The sequence below is a fragment of the Streptomyces sp. NPDC053513 genome, from assembly GCF_044544765.1.
Taxonomy (GTDB): domain Bacteria; phylum Actinomycetota; class Actinomycetes; order Streptomycetales; family Streptomycetaceae; genus Streptomyces; species Streptomyces litmocidini.
Genome location: NZ_JBITXP010000036.1, coordinates 8143 through 34043, shown reverse-complemented (window position 1 = coordinate 34043; position 25901 = coordinate 8143). Strand labels below are relative to the sequence as shown.

The window sequence follows — 25901 nt, the reverse complement described above, 5'->3', positions numbered from 1 at the left end:
CTGTTCGAGGAGAGGGGTGTCTCACCGCGCTGAGGGTCGTTGCTCCGGCCTCGTTCGCAAGCCGGAGTCGACCATCAGCCGCACGCCGATGACGACCGCGGCGGTTGCGAGGGATGTCCAGGAAGGCCGGCCGGCCAGGTGGATGAGGCCGGCCGCCACGAGGAAGTCTGTCAGTACCGCCACGCTGGGCTGCACTCGGCGGAGCCGCATGCCGACGCACACTGCGCTGACCAGTCCGAACGCCGTGATCAGAACGGCGGCTTGTGTCATGAGCGCGGTCACGGAGCGGTTCCCGGAGTCTTCGGATCCACCTGCGGGGAGAGTCGCTCGATCTCCTCGCGTTCCTGTTCGATCTCCCGGCCGAGAAAGTAGTTCAGGCCGGTCCGGATCGCGGCGATCGCGGCCAGCTGCCCGATCTCGGTGAAGGAGGGCGCGATCGCCGTGCGCAGGATGTCTCCGGCCAGCTGGAACTCCAGGCCGAGTGCCAGGAAGCGACCGAGGGTCAGCCGGATCCGGTTGAATCCGAACGCGGCGCCCGTAAAACCCTTCCAGTTGCGTAGCCTGGCCGTGCCGTAGCCGACGAACTGGACGAACGCCCAGGCCGCGCCAATGAAGATGATCAGGGCACCGGCGAACTCGACGAGACGCACGGCCAGGTCGACGACATCGCGCAGCGTTGATTCCGGCAGCAGTTCCTCGGACATAGAGCCATTCTCAGCATACATATGCATTGCTTCGTGTTCGCCACCCCCAGGCGGGGGGGAAGGAGCCGGACTGGACGGTCACGCCATTGGCCGATCCCGTGGAGGCCTGACCGCCAAGATCCACCTCGCCTGCGACGGCCGCGGCCGGTCCCTGGCCATCCTGATCGCACCCGTCCAACGTCACGACGGTATCTGTGCCCAATCGCCGCTGAAACGCATCCGTGTTTCGCATCTCGGGCCAGGCCGCCCGCGTTGCCGCCCCGCCCACGTGATCGCAGACAAGGCATACAGCTCTCGGGGATTCCGCGCCTACCTGCGCAAACGCGGGGTCGTACACGTCTTCCCCGAGAAGGCCGACCGGCAATGACACCGACACAACCGCGGCCGCCAGGGCGGCCGTCCACCCGGCTTCGACCGCGAGACGCACCGTCGGCGCAACACCGTGGAACGGTGCTTCAACAGACTGAAGCACTTCCGAGGCATCGCCACCCGGTACGGCAAGACCGCCACTTCCTACGAAGAGGCGGTCATCCTGGTGCCGTTCCTGCTCTGGTCGAGATCCGTTTGAAGACCGAACCCAGTAGTCGTTGGCGGCTGCGATGGTGACGGACAGCTCGCCGCCCCCCGAGCGCCTGTGGCGGTGGGTGTCCCAGGCGGCCAGGACCGTCGCCGGGGAGCCGGGGAGCCGGGGAGCCGGGCGCTCGGCGCCACCGGTCGTGGTGAGCAGCCGCGAGGCGGCCAGGACGAAGGCGCGGTTCTCAAAGTCGTCCTCAGCCTGCATACTCCTTCTCCCACAAGAACGTCTGGTCCCCGGCATTGGAGACACTGAGCCCTTTCCAACCTGGCCGTGAGAGCGAGGGGTTCCGGTGACGGAACGACGAAGCCTCAGGTAGATGGGTTGTCGACTGACAACAACCTTCTCCGCCGAGTCCCCGAGTCATTGCCCACCCATCCGGGCTGCGTCTGTCCCCTTCAGCGCTGCGACTGCTGCGGCGGGAGCCGACCGCCCGACGACGACAGATCGGCACCCGGCGGCGGCTGACCTGCAGCCGGCAGGCGCTGACGACCCTGACCCACCTGCGCTGCAACCACGCCTTCGCCGAACTCGCAGCCGGATTCCGCGTGGGCCCGCCTCCAGTCGTAGCGCCGCGCGAAGTCAAAGACCAAGCTGCGGAGGAACGTCTGATCGCACGAGGTGGACTTGCGCGGCTGGTATACGGCCGGGCAGGTAGACGAATCCGTTGCCGTTGTCGAGGAGCGATCCCTCATCGATGCCGTCAACGGACCAGAGATCAACCGGCCCGCCGGTGTTGTTGATCTGAAGGAAGAAGCCTGTTTCCTCCTCGCCTCGACAGACGAAGATTCCCTCCACCTCCGGGCGGCGGCTGCCGGCGATTCCTGGCGCGGCGCCCATGCGGGTCCAATCCAGGCCATGCCGTGCGATCGACTGCCGGTTGAGTACGGACGAGACGTGGAAGAGGTTCGATGTGTCCAACACGCCAGGATTATAGGAGGCAGTGAGGTCTCCTCCTCAGGCTGAGGCGGCCAGTTCCAGGGTGAGGACGGCTTTGGCCAGGGCGGTGATGCGGGTGGTGCTGCGGCGGAGCTTCCGCAGCAGGCGCCAGGACTTGAGGGTGGCCATGGCCTGTTCGCCGCGTGCGCGAATCTTCGCGGGGGCGCGATTGACGGCCTTCTTCTCGGCGGAGAGCTTGTTCCAGCGGCCACGGAAGGGGACCCGGACAGCAGGGTCGTAGCCCTGGTACGCCTTGTCGGCCCAGCACCGGATGTGTCGGCCCAGCACCGGATGCCGCCGGTGTCGAGGGCGGCGAGCAGGCCGTGGGAGTGAGCTGCCCTGATGTCGTGGACCGCGCCCGCCAGGGCCGGCGAAGCCCGGACGAACTTCCCGAACGGGTCGGTGAGTACTTGAACGTTCATGCCGTGACTGCGGTGCTTGCCGGAGTGGAAGTGTGACCCCACACAGGTGGGCCAAGGCCATCAACAGGGTCCGGATAGCCTGCTTTCATGATTTCGGACGAGGGGGCCGAGGGCATCGGCGTGGACCTTGGCAATCAGGGCTGGAGTGCCACGCGCTCCTGGGTGGAGAAGGGACTGGCCGAGGGGGAGCGCATCGAAAAGGTTGTGGAGCTGCGCGGCGGCTGGACGTCGGAGATGCGCCGCCTGGACCTCTGTGGTCCGGGCGGTCGGCGCTCACTTGTCCTGCGGTCCTTCGTCAAGCCTTTCTTCGTTCGGCACGCGGAGGGCCTGCTGAACCGTGAGGCGGCGATCCTGCGCCTGCTCGGTGACACGGACGTGCCCGCGGCCACGCTGACGGCGCTGGACGCGACGGCGCAGCACTGCGACCGCCCCTCCTTGCTGATGTCCCTGCTGCCGGGCACCGTGCGCCTGGGCGACCAGGGCGCTGACGACCGCGCCGAACTGCTGGCCCGGCAACTGGTGCGTATCCATCAGCTGCCGGTGACCGTGCAGCAACGGCCTCGCACCTACCAGGCCTGGGCCTCTCCCGAGCGAGTGACTCTGCCGACGGCGACCGAGCGGCCCGAGCTCTGGCGGCGGGCTGTCGACGTCATCCGCAGGGAGCCCCCGGCCTATCATGGGTGCTTCCTGCACCGGGACTTCCATCCCGGCAATGTCCTCTTCACCGGTGCCGACGGTGACCTTCGGATCAGTGGAGTCGTCGACTGGGTGGAGACTTCCTGGGGGCCGGCTGACCTGGACGTGGCCCATTGCTCGACGGCCCTTGCCCTGCTGCACGGGGTTCCCGCGGGTATGCGCTTTGCCGATCGCTACGTCGCCGCGGGAGGAACCTTGGCTGAAGACAGCACTGCCCATCTCTACTGGCGGCTGCTGGACGCGCTGGGATTCGCCCCGGACGCGGAGAAGGTCGCTGTCCCCTGGCGTGAGCTGGGTCGTGTCGATCTGACAGCCGGTGTCCTGACTCGAAGGCTGGAGGGATACATCGAATCCCTTTTCGGTCGTTATGCATGAACCGGCATCGCTGGGATGGACGCCTACGCGCAGGGGCCCCGCGCTGGCTGCACGCGGGCGAGTCGGTCATCCTCTCCAGACCGGTCGGCGTCGGTAAGTCGTACACCGTCCAAGCCCCCGGCCGCCGTCGACCGCCAGGAGAGAGCCGGTGGCCCACCGAAGCGGGGGTGGCACAGGGGCACGGCCGTGACCCGTTCGCTCCCATCCCCGGTGCTGAAAGAGCTCCTTGCGACACTCCGTCGCGGTGAAGAACGTTCGGGGGCACCTCTATCGAGGCCTTCGGTGTGTTCGTCGATCTCGATGGCGCCCCGAATCTTCGGTGGGCTTCATTCCGCCGCCGTCACCGCCCGCTCCAACCGCCCGTCCGGCCGCTCGCTGTGGGCGGTCCGGGCGGTTGGAGCGGACGTACGGCCGCTGAACCGAGGTCGCCGGCGACCGGCTGCTGCCCCGGGGCCTGGCCTCCCGGGGCGGTCCACGACGCCGGCTGCGGGATCGCCGACCGCACCGTGGCCGGCAACAGCGTTCGCATCGCCGTGCTGGGTCCTCTGCAGGGTGTGTCTGGAGGACCGGCCGCAGAGATCGTCGTCAACACGCCCTTCGTGAGCGGGCGGGTGGGTCTCTCGTTGTGGCGGTCGCGATTGACGTCGTGGGGCGAGGCTCTCGCTCGACTTGAGTCCGGGGAAGACATCGCCCGGCTGCACGTCCAGCGCGGACCGTCTGTCTCCATCCACCTGAACGGCGAGCGCGACTGTCCCGAGGTGGTCGTTGAAGACGACCTCGTCGTCGGCCCGGCCCCGCTTGCCGCGCACTGGCGGAACCGCCTCCGGCAGCGGGGTGAGCTGGGTGACGGCGTTGCGGTTGCCGCCGGTGAGCGTGACGGCGCGCGAGATCCCGGTGGCGTCCGTGATCAGGTGATGCTTACTGCCCGTCCTGCCTGATCAACAGGGCTTCGCCTCGTCTTGCCGCCCCCCTTCGGGGCTCTGACGCGGGAGGAGCCCACTGCTGCGCGGGTGAAGTCCAGGACGTCTGCCGTGCGGAGTCGAGCTGCCAAGAGGCCCTGCCCTCCTGCACGACAGCCGCAACAGTTCCCGATCGACTGACTTCTTGTGCTCGGAACACCGACGGTCGAACCGCTTCTCATAATCACTGGGTCGGGCGAGGCCGCATTGCCATACTGGTGCGATGTGCTTCCGAGGAGGGACTCCGAACCGGCATTACGTGTGCTTGCCCTGTCGTTCTTCGTTCAAGAAGCGCGGCACGCGGGCCGGCCGATGCCCGCGCTGCGGTGGAGCGCTGATCGACGCCGGCCAGGATCTCGCTGTGCCGAAGCGGAGTGACTCCGCCGGGTGGCGGACTTTGACCGTTCTGCTGAATGCGGGGGTCACGTTCCACTCCGGCTGCTGTGACGGGCCCGGCTGGCGGCCTCGAACACCGCGTGAGGTACGCGAGCGGCTGGCCGCCGCGGCCGGCACCGGCGTACCGCTGAGCGTGGCACTGACGACGGTCGACGTTGACGAGCTCCGTTCCGGGCAGCTCTCACGCTGACCCGCCGGCCCGGCACGTCCCGTACCGGCAGGCACGGTCCCCGCGCATGCGGGGGTGGACCCTGGCGGCCCGCCGCCAAGGAGCCCGCCCTCCGGCCTGTCCGGCGGATCTTGAGTGAGCGGTTCGTGGCGGTCCACCCGTCGGCTGCGCTGCCGGCTCCGTTCGTTAAGGTCTGCAGCCATGACCGAGAGCGAGACCGAAGCCTGGCCGGAACCTCCCCTCGCCGGCACCGAGGCCGCAGCCGTCCTCGGCGCCCTCGAACGGCAGCGGGCCACCCTTGCCTGGAAGTGCTCCGGCCTGGACGCCGCGGGCCTTCGCGCCACGCTCGGCACGTCCGCCATCACTTTGGGCGGCCTCCTCAAACACCTGGCGCACGTGGAGGACAGCCACTTCGCCCGGTTGTGGCTCGGCTCGCCCGTCGGTGCTCCCTGGGACACCGTCGACTGGGACAGCAACCCCGACTGGGACTACCGCTCCGCCGCCGAGGACACCCCCGAGCAGCTGCGCGTTCTCTGGCAGGAATCGGTCGCCCGTTCACGCGCCATCGTCGACGAGGCGCTCAGTACGGGCGGGCTGGACCAACTCGGTGCCCACGCCACCCGTAGCGGCGAACGCCCCAACCTCCGCCGCATTCTCCTCGACCTCATCGAGGAGTACGCCCGCCATGCCGGTCACGCCGACCTCATCCGTGAATCCGTCGACGGGCTCACGGGCGAGGACCCGCCGAGGTGATGCGATCCCTGCCCCCGCCTCAGCCCCGGACGCGCAGCTGCTGTTCGTCGCTCACAACGCCCAGCCTCTCTGTCTCCGGCGATGCGCCGACCGCCCCCCCCGGTGGCGACGGCCGCATCTGCCCGGGTACGGCGGCATCCGCGCCGCCGGGCCGGCTCGGGGCGGCCCTGCCCGCCCGGGCGACCCGGCTCCGCGTCACGGGGGCCAGGCTCCCGTAGGCTCCGCTCCATCACGTGATCATCGCTGGTTGATCCGCACCGGCCGGGGTAACGGAGGGCCATGGCATCCGACGACACTTCTGCCGCACCGAGCGGCTACGCACCTCCCGTGATCGACGTCGAAGCCCTGGCGGCCCTTCTCGACGGCGAGTACGCAGGGATCCGGGACCTCGTCCGGACCAATCTGGCGGCCCACTCCTCTGTGCTGGAGGAAGCCGAACGACTCGGCACGGACGAGTTCCGCGAGCGGGTGCGCGACATCGTGGTCGAGATGGCCGGGACCGGCCAGACCGGTATGGGCTTCCCAGCAGCGTACGGCGGCGCCGACGACGTCGGCGCCTCTGTCGCCGCCTTCGAGACCCTCGCTTTCGGGGATCTGTCGGTGCTGGTCAAGGTCGGTGTGCAGTTCGGGCTGTTCGGCGGCGCGATCTTGCACCTGGGCACCGGACGCCACCACGACGCCTACTTGCCGGACCTGGTCGCCGGGCGGCTTCTGGGCTGCTTCGCGATGACCGAGACCGGACACGGCTCCAACGTCCAGGCGCTCGGCACGGTGGCCCGGTACGACGCCGAGGCCCAGGAGTTCGTCGTCACCACCGAAGGTGACGCCGCCCGCAAGGACTACATCGGGAACGCGGCCCGCCACGCCGAGCTGGCGGTTGTCTTCGCCCAGCTGGAGGTGGGCGGGGAGTCCCGCGGCGTGCACGCCCTCGTCGTGCCGGTCCGGTCCGGGGGAAAGGTCCTGCCGGGCATCGAGATCGAGGACGACGGCCGCAAAATGGGCCTCAACGGCGTCGACAACGGCCGGATCCGCTTCGACGGGGTCCGTGTGCCGCGTGAGGCGCTGCTCAATCGCTTTGCCGACGTCACGCCCGAGGGCGCGTACGTCAGCTCCATCGACAATCCCGACCGCCGTTTCTTCACCATGCTCGGCACGCTCGTCCAGGGCCGGGTCTGCGTCGGCGGTGCCGGGGTGAGCGTCGCCAAGGTCGCCCTCACGCTCGCCGTCAAGTACGGCGTGCGGCGGCGTCAGTTCGAGGCCTCGCCGGGTGCCGGGGAGCAGCTCCTGCTGGACTACGGGCTGCACCAGCGCCGGCTGCTGCCGCTGCTCGCCCGCACGTACGCACTGCATTTCGCGCAGGACGTCGTCCGCGGGCAGCTGCACGAGGTCTTCTCCGGTCACGAGGACGACCCGCAGGCGCGGCGGCGGTTGGAGTCGCGGGCCGCCGGCACCAAGGCGCTCGGCACCTGGCACGCCACCCGTACGGTGCAGGAGTGCCGCGAGGCATGCGGGGGCGCCGGCTATCTCGCGGTGAACCGCTTCGCCGCGCTCAAGGCCGACAGTGACGTCTTCACCACCTTCGAGGGCGACAACCACGTGCTGCTCCAGCTCGTGGCGAAGGGCCTGCTCACCGACCACGCCAGCGAGTTCGAGGACCTGGACCAGCTCGGCGTGGTCCGCTACGTCACCGGCCTCGCCGTCGAGACCGTCATCGAGAAGGCGTCCGTCCACAAGCTCCTGGAACGGGTCCGCGACCTGCTGCCCGGCGGCGACGAATGGGACCGGGAGGCCGGGCTGCTCGACTCGGAGTACCACCTGGCCATGCTGCGCTATCGCGAGGAGCACATGCTCGCCGGGCTGGCCCGTCGGCTCAAGCGCGGAGTCGACCGGAAAGGTGATCCCGGCACCGTCTTCTCGCAGGTGCAGGACCATGTGATCGCGCTCGCCCACGCGCACGTCGAGCGACTGGTGCTGGAGGCGTTCGTCGACGCGTTCCGGGCCCTGCCCGACGGCGGCAACAAGGTCGCGCTGGAGCTGCTCTGCGACCTGTTCGCGCTGTCGACGATCGAAGCGGACCGAGCCTGGTTCATGGAGCACGGCCGGCTGACCGTCCAGCGCTCCAAGGCGATCAGCCGCGAGGTGAACGACCTCTGCCGCAAGGTCCGGCCACTGGCCGTCGACCTGGTCGACGCCTGGGGCATCCCGTCCGAGATGCTGCGGGCGCCGGACCTGCTGGGCTGAGAGCGGGACGGCTCGCGCGGACAGGCTCCTCGCGCGCGGCACAAGGGCGGATGGATGCCCCGGACCCGGTGGCGGCGATCCGGGGGAGGGTGTCGGCGCCGTTCTCGGTCATCCAGCCGGTCAGCCGGTCCTCGCCCTCTGCGTTGTCACGGGGGAGCGGAAGTACACCCGTTTCGGCGACGCGTTTCCCGGCGTCGTAGGGTCGAGTGGCTTCTGACCGTGCCGCGCAAGTCCCTGCCCCGCTGCACGGCGCGGGTACCCGGCACCTTCCAGGTCATCGACAAGCACGCGCACGGTGTCACGGGGTAGGAGAGCGGCATGGACAGTACCTTCTGGCTCGTCGTGGCCGTAGTTCTCGTGCTCGTGGTGGCAGGCATCGCGGCCGTTCTGCTCGTGCGTGTGTTCCGTGCGCGCAGGATGCTCCTGGACGCAGGTGTCCCGTTGCAGTCCAAGGCCCTGTTCTGGGCGGCGGTGATCTACACGATCTCGCCGGTCGACCTCGTACCGGATCCGGTCTACCTGGACGACATCGGCGTACTCCTGGTCGCCTTGCGGGTCCTGCACGCGGCAGCGGCCAAGAACGGGACGCGTCTCGAGAACAGGAACGGGACGCGTCTCGAAAAGCGGACCGCGGCACCGGGAGAAACCCCGGGCAACGGGCCGCTGAGGGTACCGCCGTCGTAGTGAGACCGGTCCCGCGTCATCGGGAGCCGGGCCGGCCCACCGGCTCCGGGGAGTCCGTCACGATCTCGGGCTCCAGGCCCTCGGCGGGGGTGGTGCGGGAACGGCCGATGTCGCCGCGCCACGCCTCGAAGGCGAGCGTGGTCGCGGTCACCACCGCCAGTCCCAGCAGCCAGCCCCCGACCACGTCGCTCACCCAGTGCACCCCGAGCGCGACCCGCGTGTAGCCCACGCCGAGCACCGCCGTCGCCGCCAGGACCCACGGCAGCGGCCGCCAGGCACGCGGGACCAGGGGAAGCAGGACCAGCAGCAGGACGGCGCAGGAGGTGAAGGCCGTCATGGCGTGCCCGGAGGGGAAGGAGAAGCCGGGCGCGTGGGCGACGGGATCCGGCAGGTGCGGCCGGGCACGCTCGACCACGTTCTTGACCAGCAGCCCCGCCAGCCCGCCGGCCGTCGCGGTGACGGCCGCCCAGGCGGCGAGACGGAACGCCCGCCGCCACAGGAGCCACACCACCACACCGGCCACCAGCAGCCGCATGGTCAGCGGCCCCCATGCGACGTGCGTGAGGAAGTCGAGCACGCGTACCCAGTCCGGACTGCCGAGGGCGGAACGGTGCAGCCGCTCGGCCACGTCCCGGTCGAGACGGTGCAGCGGGGCCCAGTGCGACTCCACCAGCACCAGGGCGAGGGAGAACGGGACGGCCGCCAGGGAGGTGAGGGCCGCGCCCACCGCCAACCGTACGCCGAACCGGGTGTCGGCCCGGCCGTGGCCGGTCACGAGCCGTGCCAGACGGTGCCGCCGAGGCTGGGTGGGACGCTCGGTCATGGTCGGTACGGTTCCTTTCCGTCGGGGAGTTCGGGGAGTTCGGGGAGTTCGGGCAGTTCGGGGGTTCGGGGGTTCGGGGAGGCCGGTCGGCTCAGACCCCGGGGTCCTCGGTGACCGGCGTCGCCACCCCCGCCCGTACGGCCTCCAGCTGGGCGGCGAAGGAAAGGCCCAGGAACAGCGCGAGCGAGGTGAGGTACGACCACAGCAGCAGCGCCACGAACGCGCTCAGCGGCCCGTACACGGTGGTGAAGGAGCCCCCGGAGCCGACGTACAGGCTCAGTGCCCACGTCGCGCCCAGCCACAGCAGCAGATGGACGGTGGCACCGAAGGCGAGCCAGGTGTAGCCCGGTTGGGCGCGCCGGGGCGAGCGGCGGAAGACGGCACTGGTGGCGATCACCGCCAACAGGATCCCCACGGGCCAGCGCAGCACGTCCCACGCGCGGGACGTGGCCGGGGCCAGGTGGTAGACCTCGATCAGGGCCCGGTTCAGGTCGGATCCGAGGACGGTGACGCAGAAGCTCAGTCCGAGGGGCACCCCGGCCAGCACGGACATCACCAGCCCACGGGCGTACTTGTGGAGGAACGGCCGGTCGCGCTCCACGCCGTATATGCGGTTCGCGCCGCGTTCCACCTGGCACATGCCCGTGGTGACGTTCGCGAGGGAGAACAGCAGACCGAGCCAGAGGGCCGCCACGCCGCCCTCCCCGGCGTGCCGCCGGCTCTCCCGCAGGGCGTCGTCCACCACGTCCTGGCTCGGGCCGCTGATCCGGCGGATCGTCAGCTCGGCGACCCGCCCGATGTCCTCGGTGTGCAGCACTCCGGACAGCCCGATGACGGCGATGGCCAGGGGGAGGATCGCCAGGACGGTCTGCAGGGCGAGGGCCCGGGAGTGACTGAACCCGTCGGCGTAGCGGAACCGTACGAAGGAGTCCCGTACGAGGGCCCAGCCTCCGTAGTGGCGGAGCGCGGCCCAGGCCTCCTCGCCCGACAGGGAGTCTCCCCGCAGACGCAGTTCGGCCTCCACGGCCTCGACCTCACTGCGCTGCGGTACGCGCGTCGCGGTGCCCATGGAGTCCTCCTTCCTCTCCGGTTCCTTCCTCTCCGGTCCGCACCGGGACATCCGATCCCGCCGGGACGTCCGATCCCGCCGGGGCGCCTGCCTCCCTCAGAGCTCCTGCCTCCGCCGGGGCGCCTGCCCGGGTCGGGCTCTCTTCCCGGGGCGGGCCTCCTTCCCGCGCCGGGACGTCCGCTTCAGCCAGGGCGCCCGCTCGGGTGGGGGCGCCTGCTCCCGCCGGGGCACCCGCCCGGGCCGGGGCCGGCAGGCACACCCGTAGCGCCCCCGGCTCGACTTCCGCGGTCAACCACGTACCCGCGGGAAAGACGTCGCCGTCGAGCTCGCGCGGCTGGGGCCGGGCGAAGCGGAGGTCGATCCGAGCCGCGCCGAAGTACTCCAGTGCGCCGTGCGCGAGGGACCGTTCCCGCGTGCCGGACGCGCGCTGCCGCCGCCCGCCCGGTGCGCGCGAGGCGAGGTACCCGGCGGCGGCGAGCCAGCCGGTCACCCCGCGCGGGTCGAGCAGGACGACCTCCAGCCTGCCGCTGTCGGGCCGGGCCTCCGGCAGCAGCGGCAGCCCGCCCTGGAGGGTCCCCACGTTGCCGATGACGACCATGCGGGCCCGCCGCTCCAACGGGGCGCCCCCGTCCAGCCGGATCGACAGCCGCATCCGGGCGTCCCCCAGATGCCGTACGGCCGAGACCACGTAAGCGGCCCAGCCCAGGCTCTCCTTGAGCCGCGCCGAGGCGTCCCGGACCATCGCGGCGTCGAACCCGGCGCCCGCCATGACCGCGAACCGGGTCGGCGCGAACCCGTCGCCCCGTATCCGTCCCACGTCGAGGCCGACGGCCTGCCCGCGGAGGGCCTCCCCCAGAGCGGCCACGGGCTCGGTCGGCAGCCGAAGATTACGGGCGAGGAGGTTCCCGGTGCCGCAGGGGACGATCGCCAGGGGGATCCCGGTCCCGGCCACCACGTCCGCGCAGGCGCGTACGGTGCCGTCCCCGCCGCAGACGACGACCAGGTCCGTGTCCGTCCCGCCGAGGCACGCGGCCAGGCCACCGGACGGATCCCCGGCCGTCGTCTCCGTCCAGCGCTGCTCCGCGTAACCGTGGTCGCGCAGCAGGGCCCGTACCCGGGCGGCGGTCCCGTCGCCGCACGCGCGTGGGTGGCGCACCACCACGGCCCGCCGCGCACCGTGGGCGGACGGGCCCGGGGCGGGCGCCGCCGCCTCCGCCCGGAGGCGCGGCAGCAGGGCGGCCGCCACGAGGGCCAGTGTGCAGGCGCCGTTCAGCAGCCCCGCCACCGCGTCGGAGGGGTGGTGCATGCCGCGGTACACCCGGGAGACCGCCACGAACAGCGGGATCACGAGGAGCAGCCCCACCACGAGGTGCCGCCGAACGCCGTGCAGACGTCGGGACGCGAGGACGGCCAGCCCACCGAAGAGGGCGACGGAGGCCCCGACATGGCCGGAGGGAAAGCTCGACGTCGGCGGCGCCGGGTCCAGATGGGGCACGTCGGGACGTTCGCGGTCGACGACGAGGGTGACCAGCAGGAAGACCGCGGACTGTGCGGCCACCGCCACGGCGAGGAACGCCGCTTCCCGCCATCGGGGCGCGTGGGGCACCAGGAGCAGGGCGGCCGTGCACACGAGGGTGAGGGCGATCACGCTCTCCGTGCCGGCCAGCAGGGAGGCCCCGTCGGTGAGCGCGGTGGCGAGAGGGGTCCGGCGGGCGGCGAGGGCGCGGTTGACGCCGTCCTCCGCCGACAGCGGCCAGTGGTGCGCGAGGGGCCCGGTCACCAGCAGTCCCGCCGCGGCGACCACGGCCGTCTGCACGGGCAGCAGCAGGAGGGGGAGGCCCGGCCTGGCTCCCGCCTCGTGTGAGTTCGTCATTGCGGCCGTATTACCTGCCGGGCGCGGGTCATGCGCCCGCCGGGCCGTCCCGCCCGTGACCAGGGCTCCACGTCGCCGTGGACGAGGCCACAACGGCGGCCGCTCCCACGGGCGTCCGACCGCCGCGGCTGCCCCCACCGGGGTCCGACCGCCGCGGCCGTTCCCACGGGCATCCGGCCGTCGCGGCCGTTCCTACGGGCGTCCGACCGTCGCGGCTGCTCCCTCTCGACGTCCGTCGGATCGGCGGTTCTCCTCGACGCCCTTCGACGCCCGGCCCGAGCGGGCCTCACGGTCGGCCGGGCAGGTCCTCATCGGCCTGCTCCCGGTGTGCCGTAGGGAGCGGAGGATGGGAGCGGTGACGCCGGGCAGGAGGGCATCGTGACGTCGAACTCTCTCCGCGCGCGCCGGAGCACTCCGGGACACTGGGCCGTCGAGCTGCTGGGACGCGCGTGCTCACGCCTGCGGAGCACCGCCGTACGCCTCTGGGACGACAACATCGCGGACTACGCGGCGGCCCTCACCTACTACGCGGTGCTGGCGCTCGTGCCCGCCCTCCTCGTCCCGGTCTCCCTGGTGGGACTGGTCGGGACCGGCACCCGCGAGCGCCTGATCCGCGACCTCACCTCCTACGCCCCTCCCCAGTCGGCTCAAGTGCTCCGAGAGGCCCTGGAAGGCCTCACCTCGGCACCGTCCTCCCTGTGGGTGCTGCTCGTCAGCAGCGTCCTGAGCGCACTGTGGTCGGCCTCCAGCTACTTGGCGGTCTTCCGCCGTGCCCTGCACACGATGTACCGGCTGCCCGACACGCGGCCGCCGCTGCGTGCGGCGCACGTCCTCGTCCTCACCGCCGGCGTGCTGCTGACCCTGCTCGTCGTGGGCGCCGCGAGCCTCGTCGCGACCGGCCCCGTGGCCCGTCGGCTCGCGGCGACCGCCGGCCATTCGGGCACGGACGCCATGGCCGTCCTGCGGTGGCCGGTGCTCCTGGTGGTCGTCACGGCGCTGATCCTCATCCTCTACCGGACCGGCCCCGTCCAGGCACGCGGCACGCGCCGGGGGTTTCCGGGCGGTGCCCTGGCCGCCTTCCTGTGGCTCGGCGCTTCGGCGCTCTTCACCCTCTACACGCGGTTCGGGACCTACAGCCGTCTCTACGGTTCGCTGGCGGGAGTTGTCGTCTTCCTGGTGTGGCTGTGGTTCGGCAACTTGGCCCTGCTCGCCGGCGCGCAGTTCAACGCGGTGCTCGCACGGCCCGGGGAACGAACCGGCGAGGCGCCGGCGGACGCGGAGACCGCCTCGCGCAAATAACCCTCCCTCAAATAGCCCTCCCGCAAATAGTGGCGGACGGGGAGCGGCGTACGAGGTGGTTCCGTTCGTCTGCCGGACCGCTGTCGGCGGTCGCAGTCGTTGTACCGCCGAGAGGTGGCTCTCCGTCGGACGTACCGGCGTTCCTCGATGCTCCAGGCCAGGTCTATGCGCGCGAGGTCGGCGATCGGCACCCAGGGACCCCGCCCCCGCCCCCGCCCGAATCGATCGGAACCGGGGCGGGGCCTGAGCCGGTGCGAACCGAAGCCGACCGCTGACGGGTGATCTTCTCCGCGGACTCCCGGCCACGACCGGCGTGACCGATCCGGGAGCCCATCCGAACGAAACGGCCCAGCCGTGCCGTACCCAGCGGCCCTCACTGCCCTTCTCGTGCAGCGGGAGCGTGGAAGTCGATGTCCGCTACGGGCCGGATCTCCGCGCCCATGTTGATCTCCATCATCCGCAGGGCGGCCCGGGCGAGGTCCGGGTGAATGTGGGCGACGGCGTCGCGGGCGACGGTGACGTCGAGGTGGCGGATGTGCGCGTCGAGCGCCGAGTAGAGGATGCACTGCTCGGTGACCTGACCGCACAGCACCAGGCGTCCCACTCCCAGTGTGCCGAGCAGGTAGGCGAGGGGGGTCTCGTAGAAGATGGAGTGACGGGCCTTCAACACGAACAGGGCGTGCTCGTCGGGCTTGATCGGTTCGACCAGGTCCCCGTGCGGGCCGGCGAGCGCGGATTCGAGGAGTTCTCCGTGGTGCGAGCGCCACTGGCCGAAGTTGTCGTTGACGTAGACGACCGGCACGTCGGCCTGCCTGGCGCGTTCCAGGGCGGTGCGGATCCCGGGCAGCGCCTCCCGGACGGACGGCAGGAGGAGTTCCGCCTCAGGGTGCTCGTAGAGGCTGAGCATGTCGACGACGACCAGGGCGCTCTTCGCCACGTCTACTGCTCGGCGCTGGGAACGGTCAGCGGATCGCGGGGCGCGGTCGCTTTGGCGGCCTCCATCTCCTCGCCCAGCTCCTTGAGCCGGTTGCGCCCCATCGCCTTGCGGACCTCGGGAAACCACTCCTTCTCCTCTTCTTCCACGTGGTGGCGCACGTTCTCCATCAGCACGCTCATCTTCGCGTCGAACCGCTCGTCGGCGGGGTCCATGCCCTTCAGCTCGGACAGCATCCACAGCACCACGTGATGCTCCTCGACGCTCTCCAGGACGTGGTCCTTGCTGTCGGGGGAGGCCTCCCGCGCCGCCGGGTAGAAGATCTTCTCCTCGATCCAGGTGTGGGTGGTCAGCTCCTCGATCACCTGGTCCGCGAGTTTCCGCTTCTCCGCCAGGGCGCCCTCGCCGGCCTTCTCGAACTGTTTGAAGAGCTTCTCCACCGTCTTGTGGTCGTCCTTGAGAAGCACGATGCCGTCCATGTCCGTCCCTCCGTCAGCGGCCTCTGCCCGGCCGTCAGTGATCACGTCGTCCTCCACGCATTACCCGACCGTGCCCCCGTACTTCCCCCCGGCGCCGCCAGATGCCCCGACCGGACCAGTGCGCACGCACCACCGGGGGGCACCGTCGACGAGCCCGACTGCCGTCCCCGGCGCCGACCCGCCGCCCTCCGGAACCCCGGAGAGCGGGCGACAGCTCGGCACGCGCGCCGGCTCGTGGCTGACGCGTGCCCTGTCGCTCCACGGACATCCCAGGGGGAGGGAAGGAGCGAGAGCGCCTGCCTGGGCGAGCCAGGAAGGGACGGAGCCAGGGCGCAGAGCCGGGAAGACACGCTCCGACCGCGCCTGAGGGCGGCATGGTCCCCGGAGACCCGGGTACGCGGACGCTGTCCGACCCGTAGGGGAGGGAGCAACCATGGGCCCGGGACTGTTCATCATCATGATCGCCGCCGGCGCCGTCCTCACCTTCGCCTCCGACTGGGAGGCCGAAGCGGTCGACCTCGATCTGGTCGGCCTGATCCTGATGGCGGTCGGCTTCCTCGGAACCGCCGTCTGCACGAGCGTTCTTCGCCGCCGCCGGACGGTGGTCCCGCCCGTGGCGCCCACGGTCACCGACGACCGGCGTGGCCTGCTCTGAGGCGGCACGCACGTTCAGTGCCGCGACGTACACGACGCACAAGAGACAGAGGAGTGACAGCGATGACCGACCGTCTCTGGTCCTACAGCACGGAGTCCGGCCACCTGGCGGGCACCGACCTCACCGGATGGCGGGTCGAGGCGTCCGACGGACACATCGGCAAGGTGGACAAGCATTCCGACGAGGTGGACGACGCCTATCTGGTCGTGGACACGGGCGTCTGGATCTTCGGCAAGGAGGTGCTGATCCCGGCGAGCACGGTGACCCGCGTCGACCTGGAGGAGCACACGGTCCACCTCGCCCTGACGAAGGAACAGGTCAAGGACGCACCCGAGTTCGTCTCCGAGAAGCACCTCGCCGACCGGCAGTACCGCGAGGAGATCGGCCAGTACTACCGCACCGGCGGGCCCTTCTCGGGCGGCACGGGTGCCCTCTGACGAGCCGGGGCCCAGGCGCCTCGAACGACACGGGACACGTCCTGCGGCTGCCGGGAAGGTGTGAGCTCTGCGGGACGGGTCAGGTGAATCACGGCGATCCATCCCCCATGGGAGGGAAGCCCCGTCTACGAGAAAGGTGTTGACATGTCGAAGGTGGAAGAGTCCGTAGAGGTCGAGGTTCCGGTCCGCGCCGCGTACGACCAGTGGACCCAGTTCGAGACGTTTCCGCGCTTCATGGACGGCGTGGAGCGGATCGAGCAGCGTACGGACACGCTCACCCACTGGATCACGGAGATCGGCGGTGTGCGGCGTGAGTTCGACGCCGTCATCACCGAGCAGATCCCGGACGAACGCGTCGCCTGGACGACGGTCGAGGGCGAGGTGCGACAGGCCGGCGTCGTCACGTTCCACCGCCTCGACGAGACCCGGACGAAGGTCATGCTCCAGATGGACTTCGCCCCCGAGGGGCTGACGGAGCAGGTCGGCGACAAGCTCGGGTTCGTCAAGCGGAAGATGACCGGCGACCTCAAGCGGTTCAAGTCGTTCATCGAGGAGCGGGGCGGCCAGGAGACGGGCGCCTGGCGCGGATCGGTCTGAGGGACCGACGCAGGTGCGACGCCTATGCGTCGCACCTGCGTCACCGACGTTCGGAGACCGGCGCTCCCTACTTCAGTTCGATCTCGACGAAGGCCAGCGGAGCCGTGCCGGCGTTGACGACTTCGTGTTCGCCGCCGGCCGGGCGGGCGTAGGACTCGCCCGCCCTGAGCTCCGAGACGGTGGCCGTCCCGTCGGGGCTGATCACACGGGTCCGCCCGTCGGTGACGGGGACGACGACGTAGTCGTACGCGTGGACGTGGCGGCCGGTGGACTGACCGGGTTCGAAGTCCCAGCGGGTGACGCGGACCCGGTCGTCCTCGTGCTGCGTGTTCATGCGGGCCGTGGTGGTCATGATCGCTCTTTCGCCGTCGTCGGTTCCGGGCACTGCGGCAGGCCGTGCAGCACCCCGAGCGGCAGGCTAGCCGCCCGCCTCCCCACGACGAGGGAGGACCCGGCCCCGGCCGGCCGCCCTTCCGCCCACCGGACGGAGCGCATACATCGAGACGCCCCCCCCGCGACGGCGACGGGGGATGGCTTCCTGTCACTGGGGCACAGGGACCGGCGGGCCCGCTCCTGCCCCACTTCTGAGGAGGATCTTCATGGACGGACGAAACGGCGGTGCCACGCCGAAGGGCGAGCAGGGAGAGGCGCGGCGCGGGGAGAACGCCGGGAAGCCGGGCACCGTCGCGGACGGGAGGGGCGAGACCGAGGAAGAGCGTGCGGACCGGCGCTGGCAGGAGCTCCTCCAGGAGATACGGGTCGCCCAGACCGGAGTCCAGATCCTTCTCGGCTTCCTCCTCACCGTCGTGTTCACTCCGCTCTTCCACGAGCTGGAGCAGACCGACAAGACGATCTACCTGGTCACCGTCGTCCTCGGCTCACTGGCGACGGGTGCCCTGATCGGCCCTGTCTCCGTCCACCGGATCGTGTCCGGACGAAGGATCAAGCCCCAGGCCGTCGTCTGGGCCTCCCGGCTCACCTTCACCGGCATCCTGCTCCTTCTCGCGACGTTGACGGCCGCGCTGTTCCTCATCCTGAGGGTGGCGACGCACGACCCGTACGTGCCCTGGCTGGTCTCCGGAGTCCTCGTCTGGTACCTGATCTGCTGGTTCGCCCTGCCCCTGTGGGTCCGCACGCGTCACACGAGCGGAAACTGACCCCACGCTCGCACGAACCGAGGCCGGCCCCCGCGCACAGCAGCGGAGGCCGGCCTCGCACGCGTGCGGCTCATAGGCCCGAGGAAGGCGCCTGTGGAAGGCGTCCGTACCGACTCTTCCCGTTCGGCCCTGCCTCTTCCCGTTCCGGCTCTTCCCGTTCCGGCTCTTCCCGTTCCGGCCCGGCGAAAGGACGCGGACCCGGTCTCGGCCGGTCGCCGGCCGTCACCGAGACCCCCTCCGCACCCCGCCGCGAACAGGCGCGACGCTCCACCACGCCATCGCCACCCCGACACCGAGCACCATGACCAGCACGACCGGCACGACGGAACCCCTCCGAGTCCAGGACCACGTTCGAGGATCCGACTGACCGCGAACACGACGCCGAAACGCGTCCCTCCGCCATGAATCCGGAGGGGCGGCGTACGGGGAAGGGACGGTGAAGTCGGAGCTGCTTTTCACGCCCGCGCCTGCTCCTCACTCCGGCGACGTCCGTGCAGGAGCCGCCTCCGAGGCGGCAAAAAGGTGCCTCCGAGGCGGCAAAGGTGCCTCCGGGGCGGAAAAGGTGCCTCCGGGGCGTCTCCTGCGCTGATCGGCGCGTTTCCAGAGCGTGACCCGCGCGGATCCCGCTCATGCGTAGGTGACCGTCACCCTTTCGAAGCCGAGGCCGCGCAGGAGTTTCTGAAGCATCTCGGTCGTGTTCCGCTCCGCGCGGGACGTCAGGCCCGACTCGCGGGCGGCGTCGCTGATCCGCCGGGCGGCGAGGACGTTGACGGCCTGCTCGCTCGCGGGGTTGTCCGAGAAGAGGTCGCCCAGCCGGTCGAGCAGACCGCGCTGCTTGGACACAGCGTACGAGCGCTCGGGATCGAGCGCGGGAGCACCCGGCCTGGCGTGCGGCAGGCGCAGGGTGGCCTCGGTCCGATCCGCGTCGACAGCCACGGCGTCGTCCCCGAGGCGGCCCAGTTCGACGTAGGCGCTGACGCTGCCGGTCGCCACGTAGAGGGTGCGGGTGCCGCGGATCGAGTCCGGCAGGAACCGCGCGTCGTGCTCCAGGTCGACCACCACCTGGTAGGTCCCCGCCGCGCCCTCGTACCGGCTCAGGTCCTGGACGGACTTCAGGACGGCGGGGCCGGAGCGGTCCTTCACCTGCGTCCCGAAGACGTCCAGGCCGGGGACCCCGAGGAACTGGCCGATCAGCATGAGGGCGACGGCGAGCACGAGCAGGGTGACGGTGAGGAGGCGCCACCTCCTTCCGGAGCGACTCCCTGTCCGGTGGGGCGGCGAGGGCCTGTTCTCGGTGTCTTCTCCCATGGTCGCCTGGTGCCCGCCTCGGCGCTCTCCATTCCCAACTCGCTTGAGAAAGATACGAGTTGATGCTCCTGATGGGGGCGTGACAGGCGGGGTTTCCCCGAGGGACCGCACGGCATGCAACCGCCTGGTCGAGGGTACGCGGGGCCCGTCCGCACACGATCGTCCGGAGGAGGAAGAGGCGCATGATCGGCTGGAGAACGTCGAGGAGACGGGCCGGTGGGGCGGGAGGCAGAACGGGGGCGGCGCCCGCCGGGACGGAGCCGGCCGGGACCGGGACGGGGGGAGAGGAGGGAGCGACACCGGGCCGGTCGGGACCGGGCGGGGCGGAGCCGAGGACGAGGGTGCCGGAGACGAAGGCGGCGGCCCCGGTCCGACGAGGCCCGGGGCGGTTCGTACGGGTGCTGGTCACCCTGACGGCCTTCGCGGGCATGGTGGCGTTCGCCGTGGTCCTGGCCGGACTCACCCTGGAGGCATCACCGGCGTCCGTACCCCTGACCCACAGCAACCTGACACCGGGCCGGTCGATCGAGCACTATCTCAACCAACCGGGCTTCGTGGAGACCGTCAAGCAACTCGGGGGAAACATCGCCCTCGGCGTCCCCCTCGGAATCCTGCTGCCGCTGCTGTCCCGCAAGACACGCGGACTCCTCCGGGTCGCGCTCGTCACCGCCACCACCATGCTGCTCGTGGAACTGGTCCAGGGCGCGCTCATCACGGGACGCGCCTTCGACATCGACGACGTCCTCCTCAACACGACGGGAGCGCTCCTCGGCTACCTGCTCATCGGCCGGCGGCTTGGGCGCGCCGTCCGCCCTCGCACCCGCCCCCACTGGTGGAAGCGGCGCCCAGGCGACCCGCCCGCCTGACGCCGCCGTACCGGGCGAGCCCGAACGCGGGGCGCCCCCATGGATTTCGTCAAGCGACGAGGGTCATCCGTGACGATTGACCTTGAGCCGGGAACGCCTGGGACTTGACCGGCGGATCATGCCGGGCGGCCCACAGGCGCTGAACGGCTGTAGCGACTCGCCGGACAAGGAGCTGAGCGGCGCAGGTCGGGCCCGTCGTAAATGCCTCGACATCGGTCGGGGTGATCGGTGATGCTTCGCGCGATGACCAGAATCGACGACACGCCGCCCGCGTGGGACGAGCGCACCCAGCTCACCACGTTCCTCGACTACGCCCGTGACACCGCCCGCGCCAAGTGCGAGGGCGTCTCCGCGGAGAACGCGCGCAAGGCGCTCCTGCCGGGCTCGCCGCTGATGACCATGAGCGGAGTGGTCAACCACCTCCGCTGGGTCGAGTACTACTGGTTCCAGGTGGTCTTCCTCGGCGAGGAGGACCAGGGCCCCTGGACGGAGGAGGACCCCGACCGCGAGATGCGCATCGCCGTCGACTTCCCGCTCACGCAGCTGCTCGACGAGTACGCCGAACAGAGCGCCCGCTACCGGGAACTGGTCGCCGGGAACGACCTGGACAGGCGGGCCGAGGGAACCGTCCGCAACGGCCTCCACGTCGACCTGCGCTGGATCCTCCTCCACCTCACCGAGGAGACGGCCCGCCACAACGGCCACCTGGACATCCTGCGCGAGCTGCTCGACGGCACGACCGGCTCCTAGTCTTCTGAGTCAGGAGTTCTGTTCAGATGTATAGGCTTGGTCTGTGGCGCGTACTGGGCGGCCGAAGGCCGAGTTGATCCTGTCCGATGAGGAGCGGGCCGCGCTTGAGGGGTGGGTGCGGCGCCGCTCCACGCCGCAGGCATGGGCTCTGAGATGCCAGATCATCCTGGCCTGCGCCGAAGGTGCCTCGAACAAGGACGTCGCGGCCCGGCTCGGCTCGACGCCGCATGCGGTGGGCCGCTGGCGGGCGCGTTTCGTCGAGCACCGGATCGCCGGCCTGGGTGACATGCCCCGCCCGGGCGGTCCCCGGCCGGTGACCGACGAGCAGGTGGCCGCACTGGTCACCAGGACCCTGCAGTCCACACCGAAGAACGCGACGCACTGGTCGACACGGTCGATGGCGAAGGAACTGGGCCTGTCGCAATCGACCGTGTCCCGGGTCTGGCGGGCGTTCGGCCTGCAGCCGCACCGCTCACAGACGTTCAAGCTTTCGACGGATCCGTACTTCGTCGACAAGGTCCACGACGTCGTCGGTCTCTATCTGGATCCGCCGGAGCGGGCCCTGGTGTTCTGCGTCGACGAGAAGTCGCAGATCCAGGCCCTGGACCGCTCGCAGCCGGTGCTGCCGATGATGCCCGGAGTGCCACAACGCCTTACGCACGACTACGTCCGGGCCGGCACCACCACTTTGTTCGCCGCTCTGGAGGTCGCCACCGGCAAGGTGATCGGTTCCCTGCACCGGCGTCACCGGGCCGAGGAGTTCAAGAAGTTCCTCGTCAAGCTCGACAAGGAAGTCCCAGCCGGCCTCGAGGTCCATCTGGTGCTGGACAACTACGCCACCCACAAGACACCGGCGATCAAGACCTGGCTGCTGGCGCATCCCCGGTTCCACCTGCACTTCACGCCGACCGGGTCGTCCTGGCTCAACCTGGTCGAGCGATGGTTCGCCGAGCTGACGAACAAGCGGATACGGCGAGGCGTCCATAAGACCGTCCAGGCCCTGGAGCAGGACATCCGGACCTGGATCGCCGCCTGGAACACCGACCCCAGGCCCTACATCTGGACCAAGACCGCAGACGAGATCCTCGAACGCCTCGCCTCTTATCTGAATAGAATTCCTGACTCAGAAGACTAGTGCCGCATCAAGCAACCTTTGCCCTGCCTGTACGGTCAGGGCATGGATGTCAGCAGCCAGCCAACTCTTGATCAGATCGAGGATCGCTTTGTTGAGCTTGTCGCGGGTCGGCTGTCCCGGGACGAGGCCGATCGCTGGGCGGCGAGGTGGGTGCTGGAGGACGGGCTCGTCTGGGACGACCTGTCCTGGTGGGCGCTGAACCGTCTCTACGGAATCGATCTGCCCGCTGCCGAGAGCGATGGCTACCTGCACGATGACGAGCAGGTGCGGGTGTGGCTTGCTGAGCTGAGGAAACGCCGAGCGATGTGAAGCGGCCACAGCGCCGTCCCGGTCGTTGCCAGGATGCGGGCATGGCCGAACGGGTGCAGGTACGGGAGATCGATGACGACCAGGGCCGAAGACTCCTGGGGATCATCCGCAGGGGCAGCGGAGCGGTAGTGACCTGGCGGCGTGCCCCGATGGTGCTGCTGTCCGCCCAGGGCATGTCCGTGGCGAAGATCGCCGAGGTGACGTTCACCAGCGCGGACCGGGTCCGGGACGTGATCCACAACTTCAACGCCGACGGCTTCGACTCGCTCTATCCGAAGTACTTCGGCGGCGTCCGAAGACGTTCACGCTACCCGAGCGCCGCGAGATCAAGAAGATCGCCAAGTCCAAGCCGACCGAGCACGACCTGCCGTTTTCCACCTGGTCCCTGGCCAAACTGGCGGACTTCCTGGTCGCCGAGGGGGGGTGACGACATCAGCCACGAGGGTCTGCGCATCTTGCTCCGCAAGGAAGGCATCTCCTTTCAACGCCTGAAGACCTGGAAGACCTCCCGTGACCCCGACTACGCGGCCAAGAAGGCAAGGGTCGAGCACCTCTACGCGATCGCCGACGGCGAGGTCGTACCCGAGGACGGCGAGCCCGAAGTCGTCTTCTGCATGAACGAGTTCGGGTCGCTCAACCTCCAGCCCCACCCCGGCCGGCAGTGGGCCGAGCGCGGCGGCTGGCACAAGGCCCCCGACCGGGAACCGCGCCGCAGGCGGCGGGCGACCCACAACCGCCCGCACGGCGTCCGACACCTGTTCGCCGCCTACGACCTGGGCAAGGACCAGCTCTACGGCCACATCAAGAAGACCAAGAGCCGGTCCAAGTTCCTGGAGTTCTGCCGCTACCTGCGCTCGCTGCACCCGATGGACTTACGCATCGCGATCATCTGCGACAACTACTCACCCCACCTGACCACCAAGCGGTGCCAGCGGGGCGGCACGTGGGCTGCGGCGAACAACGTCGAGATCGCCTACACCCCGACCAACAGCTCCTGGCTGAACCGGATCGAGGCCCAGTTCACCGCCCTGCGCTACTTCGCCCTCGACGGCACCGGCCACCCTAGCCACAAGGCCCAAGGCAGCATGATCCGCCGCTACATCATCTGGCGGAACAGACACGCCGCAGATGAACGCCTCCGCAGGGTCGTGGCCAGAGCCAACGTCGCCTGACCGGCCGCTACCCGAACCAGCCGTCGGATCGACCGGCGAAGCTCTCGCAGCCGTCGTGCTCGAACCGCACCCGCCCGTCGAATGACGAGCCAGGGTTGCTGCACGCCCCGTAGTCCCGGCCGAGCCGGCCGCTCAACGCGATCCAGAAGCGGCATGCTCCGCACTGGACGTCATACCACTCGTCCCGGTAGCCGGACTGGGCCGTCGAGCGGTTCAATGACACTCGCCACCGCGCATGACACCGATCATTGTGATCTTGATCGTCACCCGTCCAAGGCTCATCCTCGGCCACTGTCGATGTCTCCCCGCCCGTTCGATCCGAGACCGTCAGTCCCGGCGCTTGCCAGGGATCCTCTCACCGGGAAACAGGGCGAAGGTTCTCTGATGCGGCTGCGGCACTAGACCCGGCGGAGATCAGGGGCGGAGCCAGAGTCGGATCGAGGCGACGGTGACGGTGCCGTGGAAGATGTAGCCGCGCTTGTCGAACCTCGTGGCTGCGGCCCGTGAGCCCTTCAACGCGTTGAACGTTCGCTGCTCGAGCGGGGAACAGCGCGTCGCGCCCGCTTGCGCCCCGGATCTCCTCATTGCCGTGGGGTCAGGGGTCAGGCGAGGTCGCGGTGGCGGCCCACCTTGGTGGAGAAGAGGTAGAGCGGGGGCAGGAGGGCGGCGGCGCAGACGGCCCAGAGGGCGGTGTGAGCGCCGGTGTACGTGGCGAGGAGGCCGGCGGTGAGTGCGCCGAGCGGCAGCGCGCCCCAGGAGACGAAGCGGACCGTGGCCATCACGCGGGACAGCAGCTCCGGCGGCGACTGGGTCTGCCGGTAGGTGCGGGTGGTGATCGATCCGATGACGGTACCGAAGGCGAAGCCGGCGTTGCCCAGCGCGAACCAGTACGCGTTCCCTGCCGACGTGGTCAGCGGGGCGAGCAGGAGCAGCGCGCCGCCGGTCAGGTCGGCCACGATGACGCCCCACGCGGTGCCGAGGCGCGTGGTCACGCGGACCGCGACGGCGGCGCCGGCGAAGGCGCCGACTCCGTCCATGGCCAGGACGAGACCGAGCTGTACGGAGTCGAGGCCGGCCTCGCGGACCAGGTAGAGGGGGGTGAGGGCGACGAGGGCCGCGTTGAGGAAGTTGGCGGCGGTGGCCCAGATCATGCACGGCCGCATGACGGGGTGCCTGGTGACGTACCGCAAGCCCTCACGCATCAGCCGCAGTGCGCTCTCGCCGGTGCGGGGCGCGGGGCGGCTCTCGGGGAGGGTGCGCAGGAGCACGGCGGAGGCGAGGTAGCTGGCAGCGTCCACGAGGAGCGCGCCGACCGGGCCGGTGAGGCCGATCAGGACGCCGCCGAGGGAGGGGCCGCCGGTGTCGGTGACGGCGTGCGTGCCCGACATGACGCTGTTGCGGGCGGCCAGCTGCCGGGCCGGGACGACGGCGGGCAGGAAGGTCGAGTTGCCGATGTCGAACAGCACCGTCGCCGCGCCGGTGACGAGCGCCGCGAACAGCAGGTGCGGGTACGTGAGCGTGCCGAGCCACCAGGCGAGCGGCAGCGATCCGAGCGCCGCGAACCGTACGAGGTCGAGCGTGACCTGGAGGCGACGCAGTGGTACGCGCTGCGCGACGACGCCCGCCGGGAGGCTGAGGAGCAGCCACGAGACCTGCCCGGCGGCGGCGAGCGCGGCGAGCTCGAATGCGGTGGCGTCGAGGACGGTGAGGGCGACGAGCGGCAGGGCGAGGGCCGTGACGGCGGTGCCCGCGCCGCTGACGGTGGCGGCGGCCCAGAAGCGCCAGAAGACGCCCGGCGGGGAACTCTCCTGGTCGTCGCCTCGGTCGTGCTTCGGGATCGCTCGTGTCCCGCTCATACGGCGCCCACCCCCTGGATCTAGTTAGTCTCTATTGGGAACTCACTCGTTCCGGGTGCGTTTCTATCGGGAACTGACCTCATGGCGCAAGATGGTTCCGACGAGCGGACGCCGTGTGCGCAGAAGTGGAGACGCAGTGATGAGGTCGGTTCCCGAGCGGGACGCGGGGGGGGGGGGGGCGCCCCCCGCCGCCGGGGGGGGGGGCGGGGGGGGGGGGGGCCCCCCACCCGCGGCCCCCCCCGCGGCCCCCAACCAGCTCCTCCCCCCCCA

The 25901-nt window shown here is 70.3% G+C and carries 27 protein-coding genes and 4 pseudogenes; 16 read left to right on the top strand and 15 right to left on the bottom strand.

Translation table 11 applies throughout. The features are described 5' to 3' along the window. Positions 1-21 precede the first annotated feature (21 nt). Both ACIGW4_RS35315 and ACIGW4_RS35310 read right to left on the bottom strand, forming a co-directional pair. The gene (locus tag ACIGW4_RS35315; protein WP_359588066.1) at positions 22-282 is read right to left on the bottom strand and encodes a hypothetical protein; all 261 of its coding nucleotides are present in this window, start codon (positions 280-282) and stop codon (positions 22-24) included. After that, positions 279-704, bottom strand: a complete 426-nt coding sequence (locus ACIGW4_RS35310) for a DUF1622 domain-containing protein (RefSeq protein ID WP_399585611.1) — start codon at positions 702-704, stop codon at positions 279-281. The genes ACIGW4_RS35315 and ACIGW4_RS35310 overlap by 4 nt, the downstream gene beginning before the upstream one ends. Here ACIGW4_RS35310 and ACIGW4_RS35305 point away from each other — a divergent pair. Continuing rightward, entirely contained in the window at positions 610-1071 is a 462-nt protein-coding gene (locus tag ACIGW4_RS35305) for a transposase (protein WP_399585608.1), read from the top strand. The genes ACIGW4_RS35310 and ACIGW4_RS35305 overlap by 95 nt on opposite strands. A gap of 789 nt (positions 1072-1860) precedes the next feature. Here the strand turns inward: ACIGW4_RS35305 and ACIGW4_RS35300 are convergent. Together ACIGW4_RS35300 and ACIGW4_RS35295 are read right to left on the bottom strand one after the other, a co-directional pair. Further along, complete coding sequence (locus ACIGW4_RS35300; RefSeq protein ID WP_398706957.1) at positions 1861-2202, bottom strand: hypothetical protein; 342 nt, start codon at positions 2200-2202, stop codon at positions 1861-1863. 33 nt (positions 2203-2235) lie between these two features. Then, positions 2236-2669 (bottom strand): annotated as a pseudogene (locus tag ACIGW4_RS35295) (transposase family protein); the annotation flags it as partial. 57 nt (positions 2670-2726) lie between these two features. Here ACIGW4_RS35295 and ACIGW4_RS35290 point away from each other — a divergent pair. Both ACIGW4_RS35290 and ACIGW4_RS35285 read left to right on the top strand, forming a co-directional pair. Further along, the gene (locus tag ACIGW4_RS35290) at positions 2727-3710 is read left to right on the top strand and encodes a phosphotransferase family protein (protein WP_399585604.1); all 984 of its coding nucleotides are present in this window, start codon (positions 2727-2729) and stop codon (positions 3708-3710) included. Between the two features lie 284 nt (positions 3711-3994). Next, a pseudogene (locus ACIGW4_RS35285) lies at positions 3995-4480 on the top strand (DUF5959 family protein); the annotation flags it as partial. An 18-nt stretch (positions 4481-4498) separates the two neighbouring features. Here ACIGW4_RS35285 and ACIGW4_RS35280 read toward each other — a convergent pair. After that, a pseudogene (locus tag ACIGW4_RS35280) lies at positions 4499-4764 on the bottom strand (IS5/IS1182 family transposase); the annotation flags it as partial. 671 nt (positions 4765-5435) lie between these two features. Here ACIGW4_RS35280 and ACIGW4_RS35275 point away from each other — a divergent pair. The 3 genes from ACIGW4_RS35275 (at position 5436) to ACIGW4_RS35265 (ending at position 8912) form a co-directional block, all read left to right on the top strand. Continuing rightward, complete coding sequence (locus tag ACIGW4_RS35275) at positions 5436-5987, top strand: DinB family protein (protein ID WP_359588059.1); 552 nt, start codon at positions 5436-5438, stop codon at positions 5985-5987. A 279-nt stretch (positions 5988-6266) separates the two neighbouring features. Then, positions 6267-8228 carry an acyl-CoA dehydrogenase gene (locus tag ACIGW4_RS35270; protein WP_399585601.1) on the top strand — a complete coding sequence of 654 codons (1962 nt, stop codon included), beginning with the start codon at positions 6267-6269 and terminating at the stop codon, positions 8226-8228. Between the two features lie 318 nt (positions 8229-8546). Next, positions 8547-8912, top strand: coding sequence for a YkvA family protein (locus tag ACIGW4_RS35265; protein WP_399585598.1), 366 nt, complete (start codon positions 8547-8549; stop codon positions 8910-8912). A gap of 16 nt (positions 8913-8928) precedes the next feature. On the opposite strand, the gene ACIGW4_RS35260 is transcribed toward ACIGW4_RS35265, so the two are convergent. From ACIGW4_RS35260 to ACIGW4_RS35250, 3 genes are all read right to left on the bottom strand, one after another. After that, positions 8929-9735: a phosphatase PAP2 family protein gene (locus ACIGW4_RS35260; protein ID WP_123459350.1), complete on the bottom strand. Its 807-nt coding sequence runs from the start codon at positions 9733-9735 to the stop codon at positions 8929-8931. Between the two features lie 91 nt (positions 9736-9826). After that, positions 9827-10804, bottom strand: coding sequence for a YihY/virulence factor BrkB family protein (locus tag ACIGW4_RS35255; RefSeq protein ID WP_399585595.1), 978 nt, complete (start codon positions 10802-10804; stop codon positions 9827-9829). Next, the gene (locus ACIGW4_RS35250) at positions 10770-12677 is read right to left on the bottom strand and encodes a diacylglycerol kinase family protein (protein WP_399585593.1); all 1908 of its coding nucleotides are present in this window, start codon (positions 12675-12677) and stop codon (positions 10770-10772) included. Before ACIGW4_RS35250 ends, ACIGW4_RS35255 begins: the two co-directional genes overlap by 35 nt. 378 nt (positions 12678-13055) lie before the next feature. On the opposite strand from ACIGW4_RS35250, the gene ACIGW4_RS35245 reads away from it, so the two are divergent. Beyond that, a complete protein-coding gene (locus ACIGW4_RS35245; RefSeq protein WP_399585590.1) occupies positions 13056-13976 on the top strand; it encodes a YihY/virulence factor BrkB family protein in 921 nt (306 codons plus the stop codon). Between the two features lie 373 nt (positions 13977-14349). On the opposite strand, the gene ACIGW4_RS35240 is transcribed toward ACIGW4_RS35245, so the two are convergent. After that, on the bottom strand, positions 14350-14913 hold the full coding sequence (locus ACIGW4_RS35240) for an isochorismatase family cysteine hydrolase (RefSeq protein WP_359588054.1): 564 nt from the start codon (positions 14911-14913) through the stop codon (positions 14350-14352). A 2-nt stretch (positions 14914-14915) separates the two neighbouring features. Then, positions 14916-15389 carry a hemerythrin domain-containing protein gene (locus ACIGW4_RS35235; RefSeq protein WP_123459355.1) on the bottom strand — a complete coding sequence of 158 codons (474 nt, stop codon included), beginning with the start codon at positions 15387-15389 and terminating at the stop codon, positions 14916-14918. A 433-nt stretch (positions 15390-15822) separates the two neighbouring features. Between ACIGW4_RS35235 and ACIGW4_RS35230 the strand changes: the two genes are divergently transcribed. The 3 genes from ACIGW4_RS35230 to ACIGW4_RS35220 all read left to right on the top strand — a co-directional run bounded on the left by ACIGW4_RS35230 (position 15823) and on the right by ACIGW4_RS35220 (position 17078). After that, a complete protein-coding gene (locus ACIGW4_RS35230; protein ID WP_123459356.1) occupies positions 15823-16044 on the top strand; it encodes a DUF6458 family protein in 222 nt (73 codons plus the stop codon). A 62-nt stretch (positions 16045-16106) separates the two neighbouring features. Further along, positions 16107-16481, top strand: a complete 375-nt coding sequence (locus ACIGW4_RS35225) for a PRC-barrel domain-containing protein (protein ID WP_398706967.1) — start codon at positions 16107-16109, stop codon at positions 16479-16481. 144 nt (positions 16482-16625) lie between these two features. After that, entirely contained in the window at positions 16626-17078 is a 453-nt protein-coding gene (locus ACIGW4_RS35220; RefSeq protein ID WP_398706969.1) for an SRPBCC family protein, read from the top strand. A 67-nt stretch (positions 17079-17145) separates the two neighbouring features. Here ACIGW4_RS35220 and ACIGW4_RS35215 read toward each other — a convergent pair whose 3' ends face one another. After that, the gene (locus ACIGW4_RS35215; protein WP_123459359.1) at positions 17146-17430 is read right to left on the bottom strand and encodes a cupin domain-containing protein; all 285 of its coding nucleotides are present in this window, start codon (positions 17428-17430) and stop codon (positions 17146-17148) included. Positions 17431-17677: 247 nt separating this feature from the next. Between ACIGW4_RS35215 and ACIGW4_RS35210 the strand changes: the two genes are divergently transcribed. Beyond that, positions 17678-18235, top strand: a complete 558-nt coding sequence (locus ACIGW4_RS35210; protein WP_399585586.1) for a DUF6328 family protein — start codon at positions 17678-17680, stop codon at positions 18233-18235. A 627-nt stretch (positions 18236-18862) separates the two neighbouring features. Here the strand turns inward: ACIGW4_RS35210 and ACIGW4_RS35205 are convergent. Continuing rightward, on the bottom strand, positions 18863-19543 hold the full coding sequence (locus ACIGW4_RS35205; protein ID WP_123459360.1) for a DUF4230 domain-containing protein: 681 nt from the start codon (positions 19541-19543) through the stop codon (positions 18863-18865). Positions 19544-19884: 341 nt separating this feature from the next. On the opposite strand from ACIGW4_RS35205, the gene ACIGW4_RS35200 reads away from it, so the two are divergent. The 5 genes from ACIGW4_RS35200 (at position 19885) to ACIGW4_RS35180 (ending at position 23775) form a co-directional block, all read left to right on the top strand. Beyond that, a complete protein-coding gene (locus tag ACIGW4_RS35200; protein ID WP_399585581.1) occupies positions 19885-20409 on the top strand; it encodes a VanZ family protein in 525 nt (174 codons plus the stop codon). 243 nt (positions 20410-20652) lie between these two features. After that, entirely contained in the window at positions 20653-21159 is a 507-nt protein-coding gene (locus ACIGW4_RS35195; RefSeq protein WP_399585579.1) for a DinB family protein, read from the top strand. 43 nt (positions 21160-21202) lie between these two features. Further along, positions 21203-22294, top strand: a complete 1092-nt coding sequence (locus tag ACIGW4_RS35190; protein WP_399585576.1) for an IS630 family transposase — start codon at positions 21203-21205, stop codon at positions 22292-22294. A gap of 42 nt (positions 22295-22336) precedes the next feature. Then, positions 22337-22603 carry a hypothetical protein gene (locus ACIGW4_RS35185; RefSeq protein ID WP_399585574.1) on the top strand — a complete coding sequence of 89 codons (267 nt, stop codon included), beginning with the start codon at positions 22337-22339 and terminating at the stop codon, positions 22601-22603. A 41-nt stretch (positions 22604-22644) separates the two neighbouring features. Then, positions 22645-23775 carry an IS630 family transposase gene (locus ACIGW4_RS35180; protein WP_399585572.1) on the top strand — a complete coding sequence of 377 codons (1131 nt, stop codon included), beginning with the start codon at positions 22645-22647 and terminating at the stop codon, positions 23773-23775. Between the two features lie 7 nt (positions 23776-23782). On the opposite strand, the gene ACIGW4_RS35175 is transcribed toward ACIGW4_RS35180, so the two are convergent. The 3 genes and pseudogenes from ACIGW4_RS35175 to ACIGW4_RS35165 form a co-directional block, all read right to left on the bottom strand. Further along, positions 23783-24067 (bottom strand): DUF3027 domain-containing protein, encoded by a 285-nt coding sequence (locus tag ACIGW4_RS35175; protein ID WP_399585569.1) that lies wholly within the window; start codon positions 24065-24067, stop codon positions 23783-23785. Positions 24068-24189: 122 nt separating this feature from the next. Further along, positions 24190-24309 (bottom strand): annotated as a pseudogene (locus ACIGW4_RS35170) (IS5/IS1182 family transposase); the annotation flags it as partial. Positions 24310-24377: 68 nt separating this feature from the next. Beyond that, positions 24378-25631, bottom strand: coding sequence for an MFS transporter (locus tag ACIGW4_RS35165; protein WP_399585568.1), 1254 nt, complete (start codon positions 25629-25631; stop codon positions 24378-24380). Between the last annotated feature and the right edge of the window lie 270 nt (positions 25632-25901).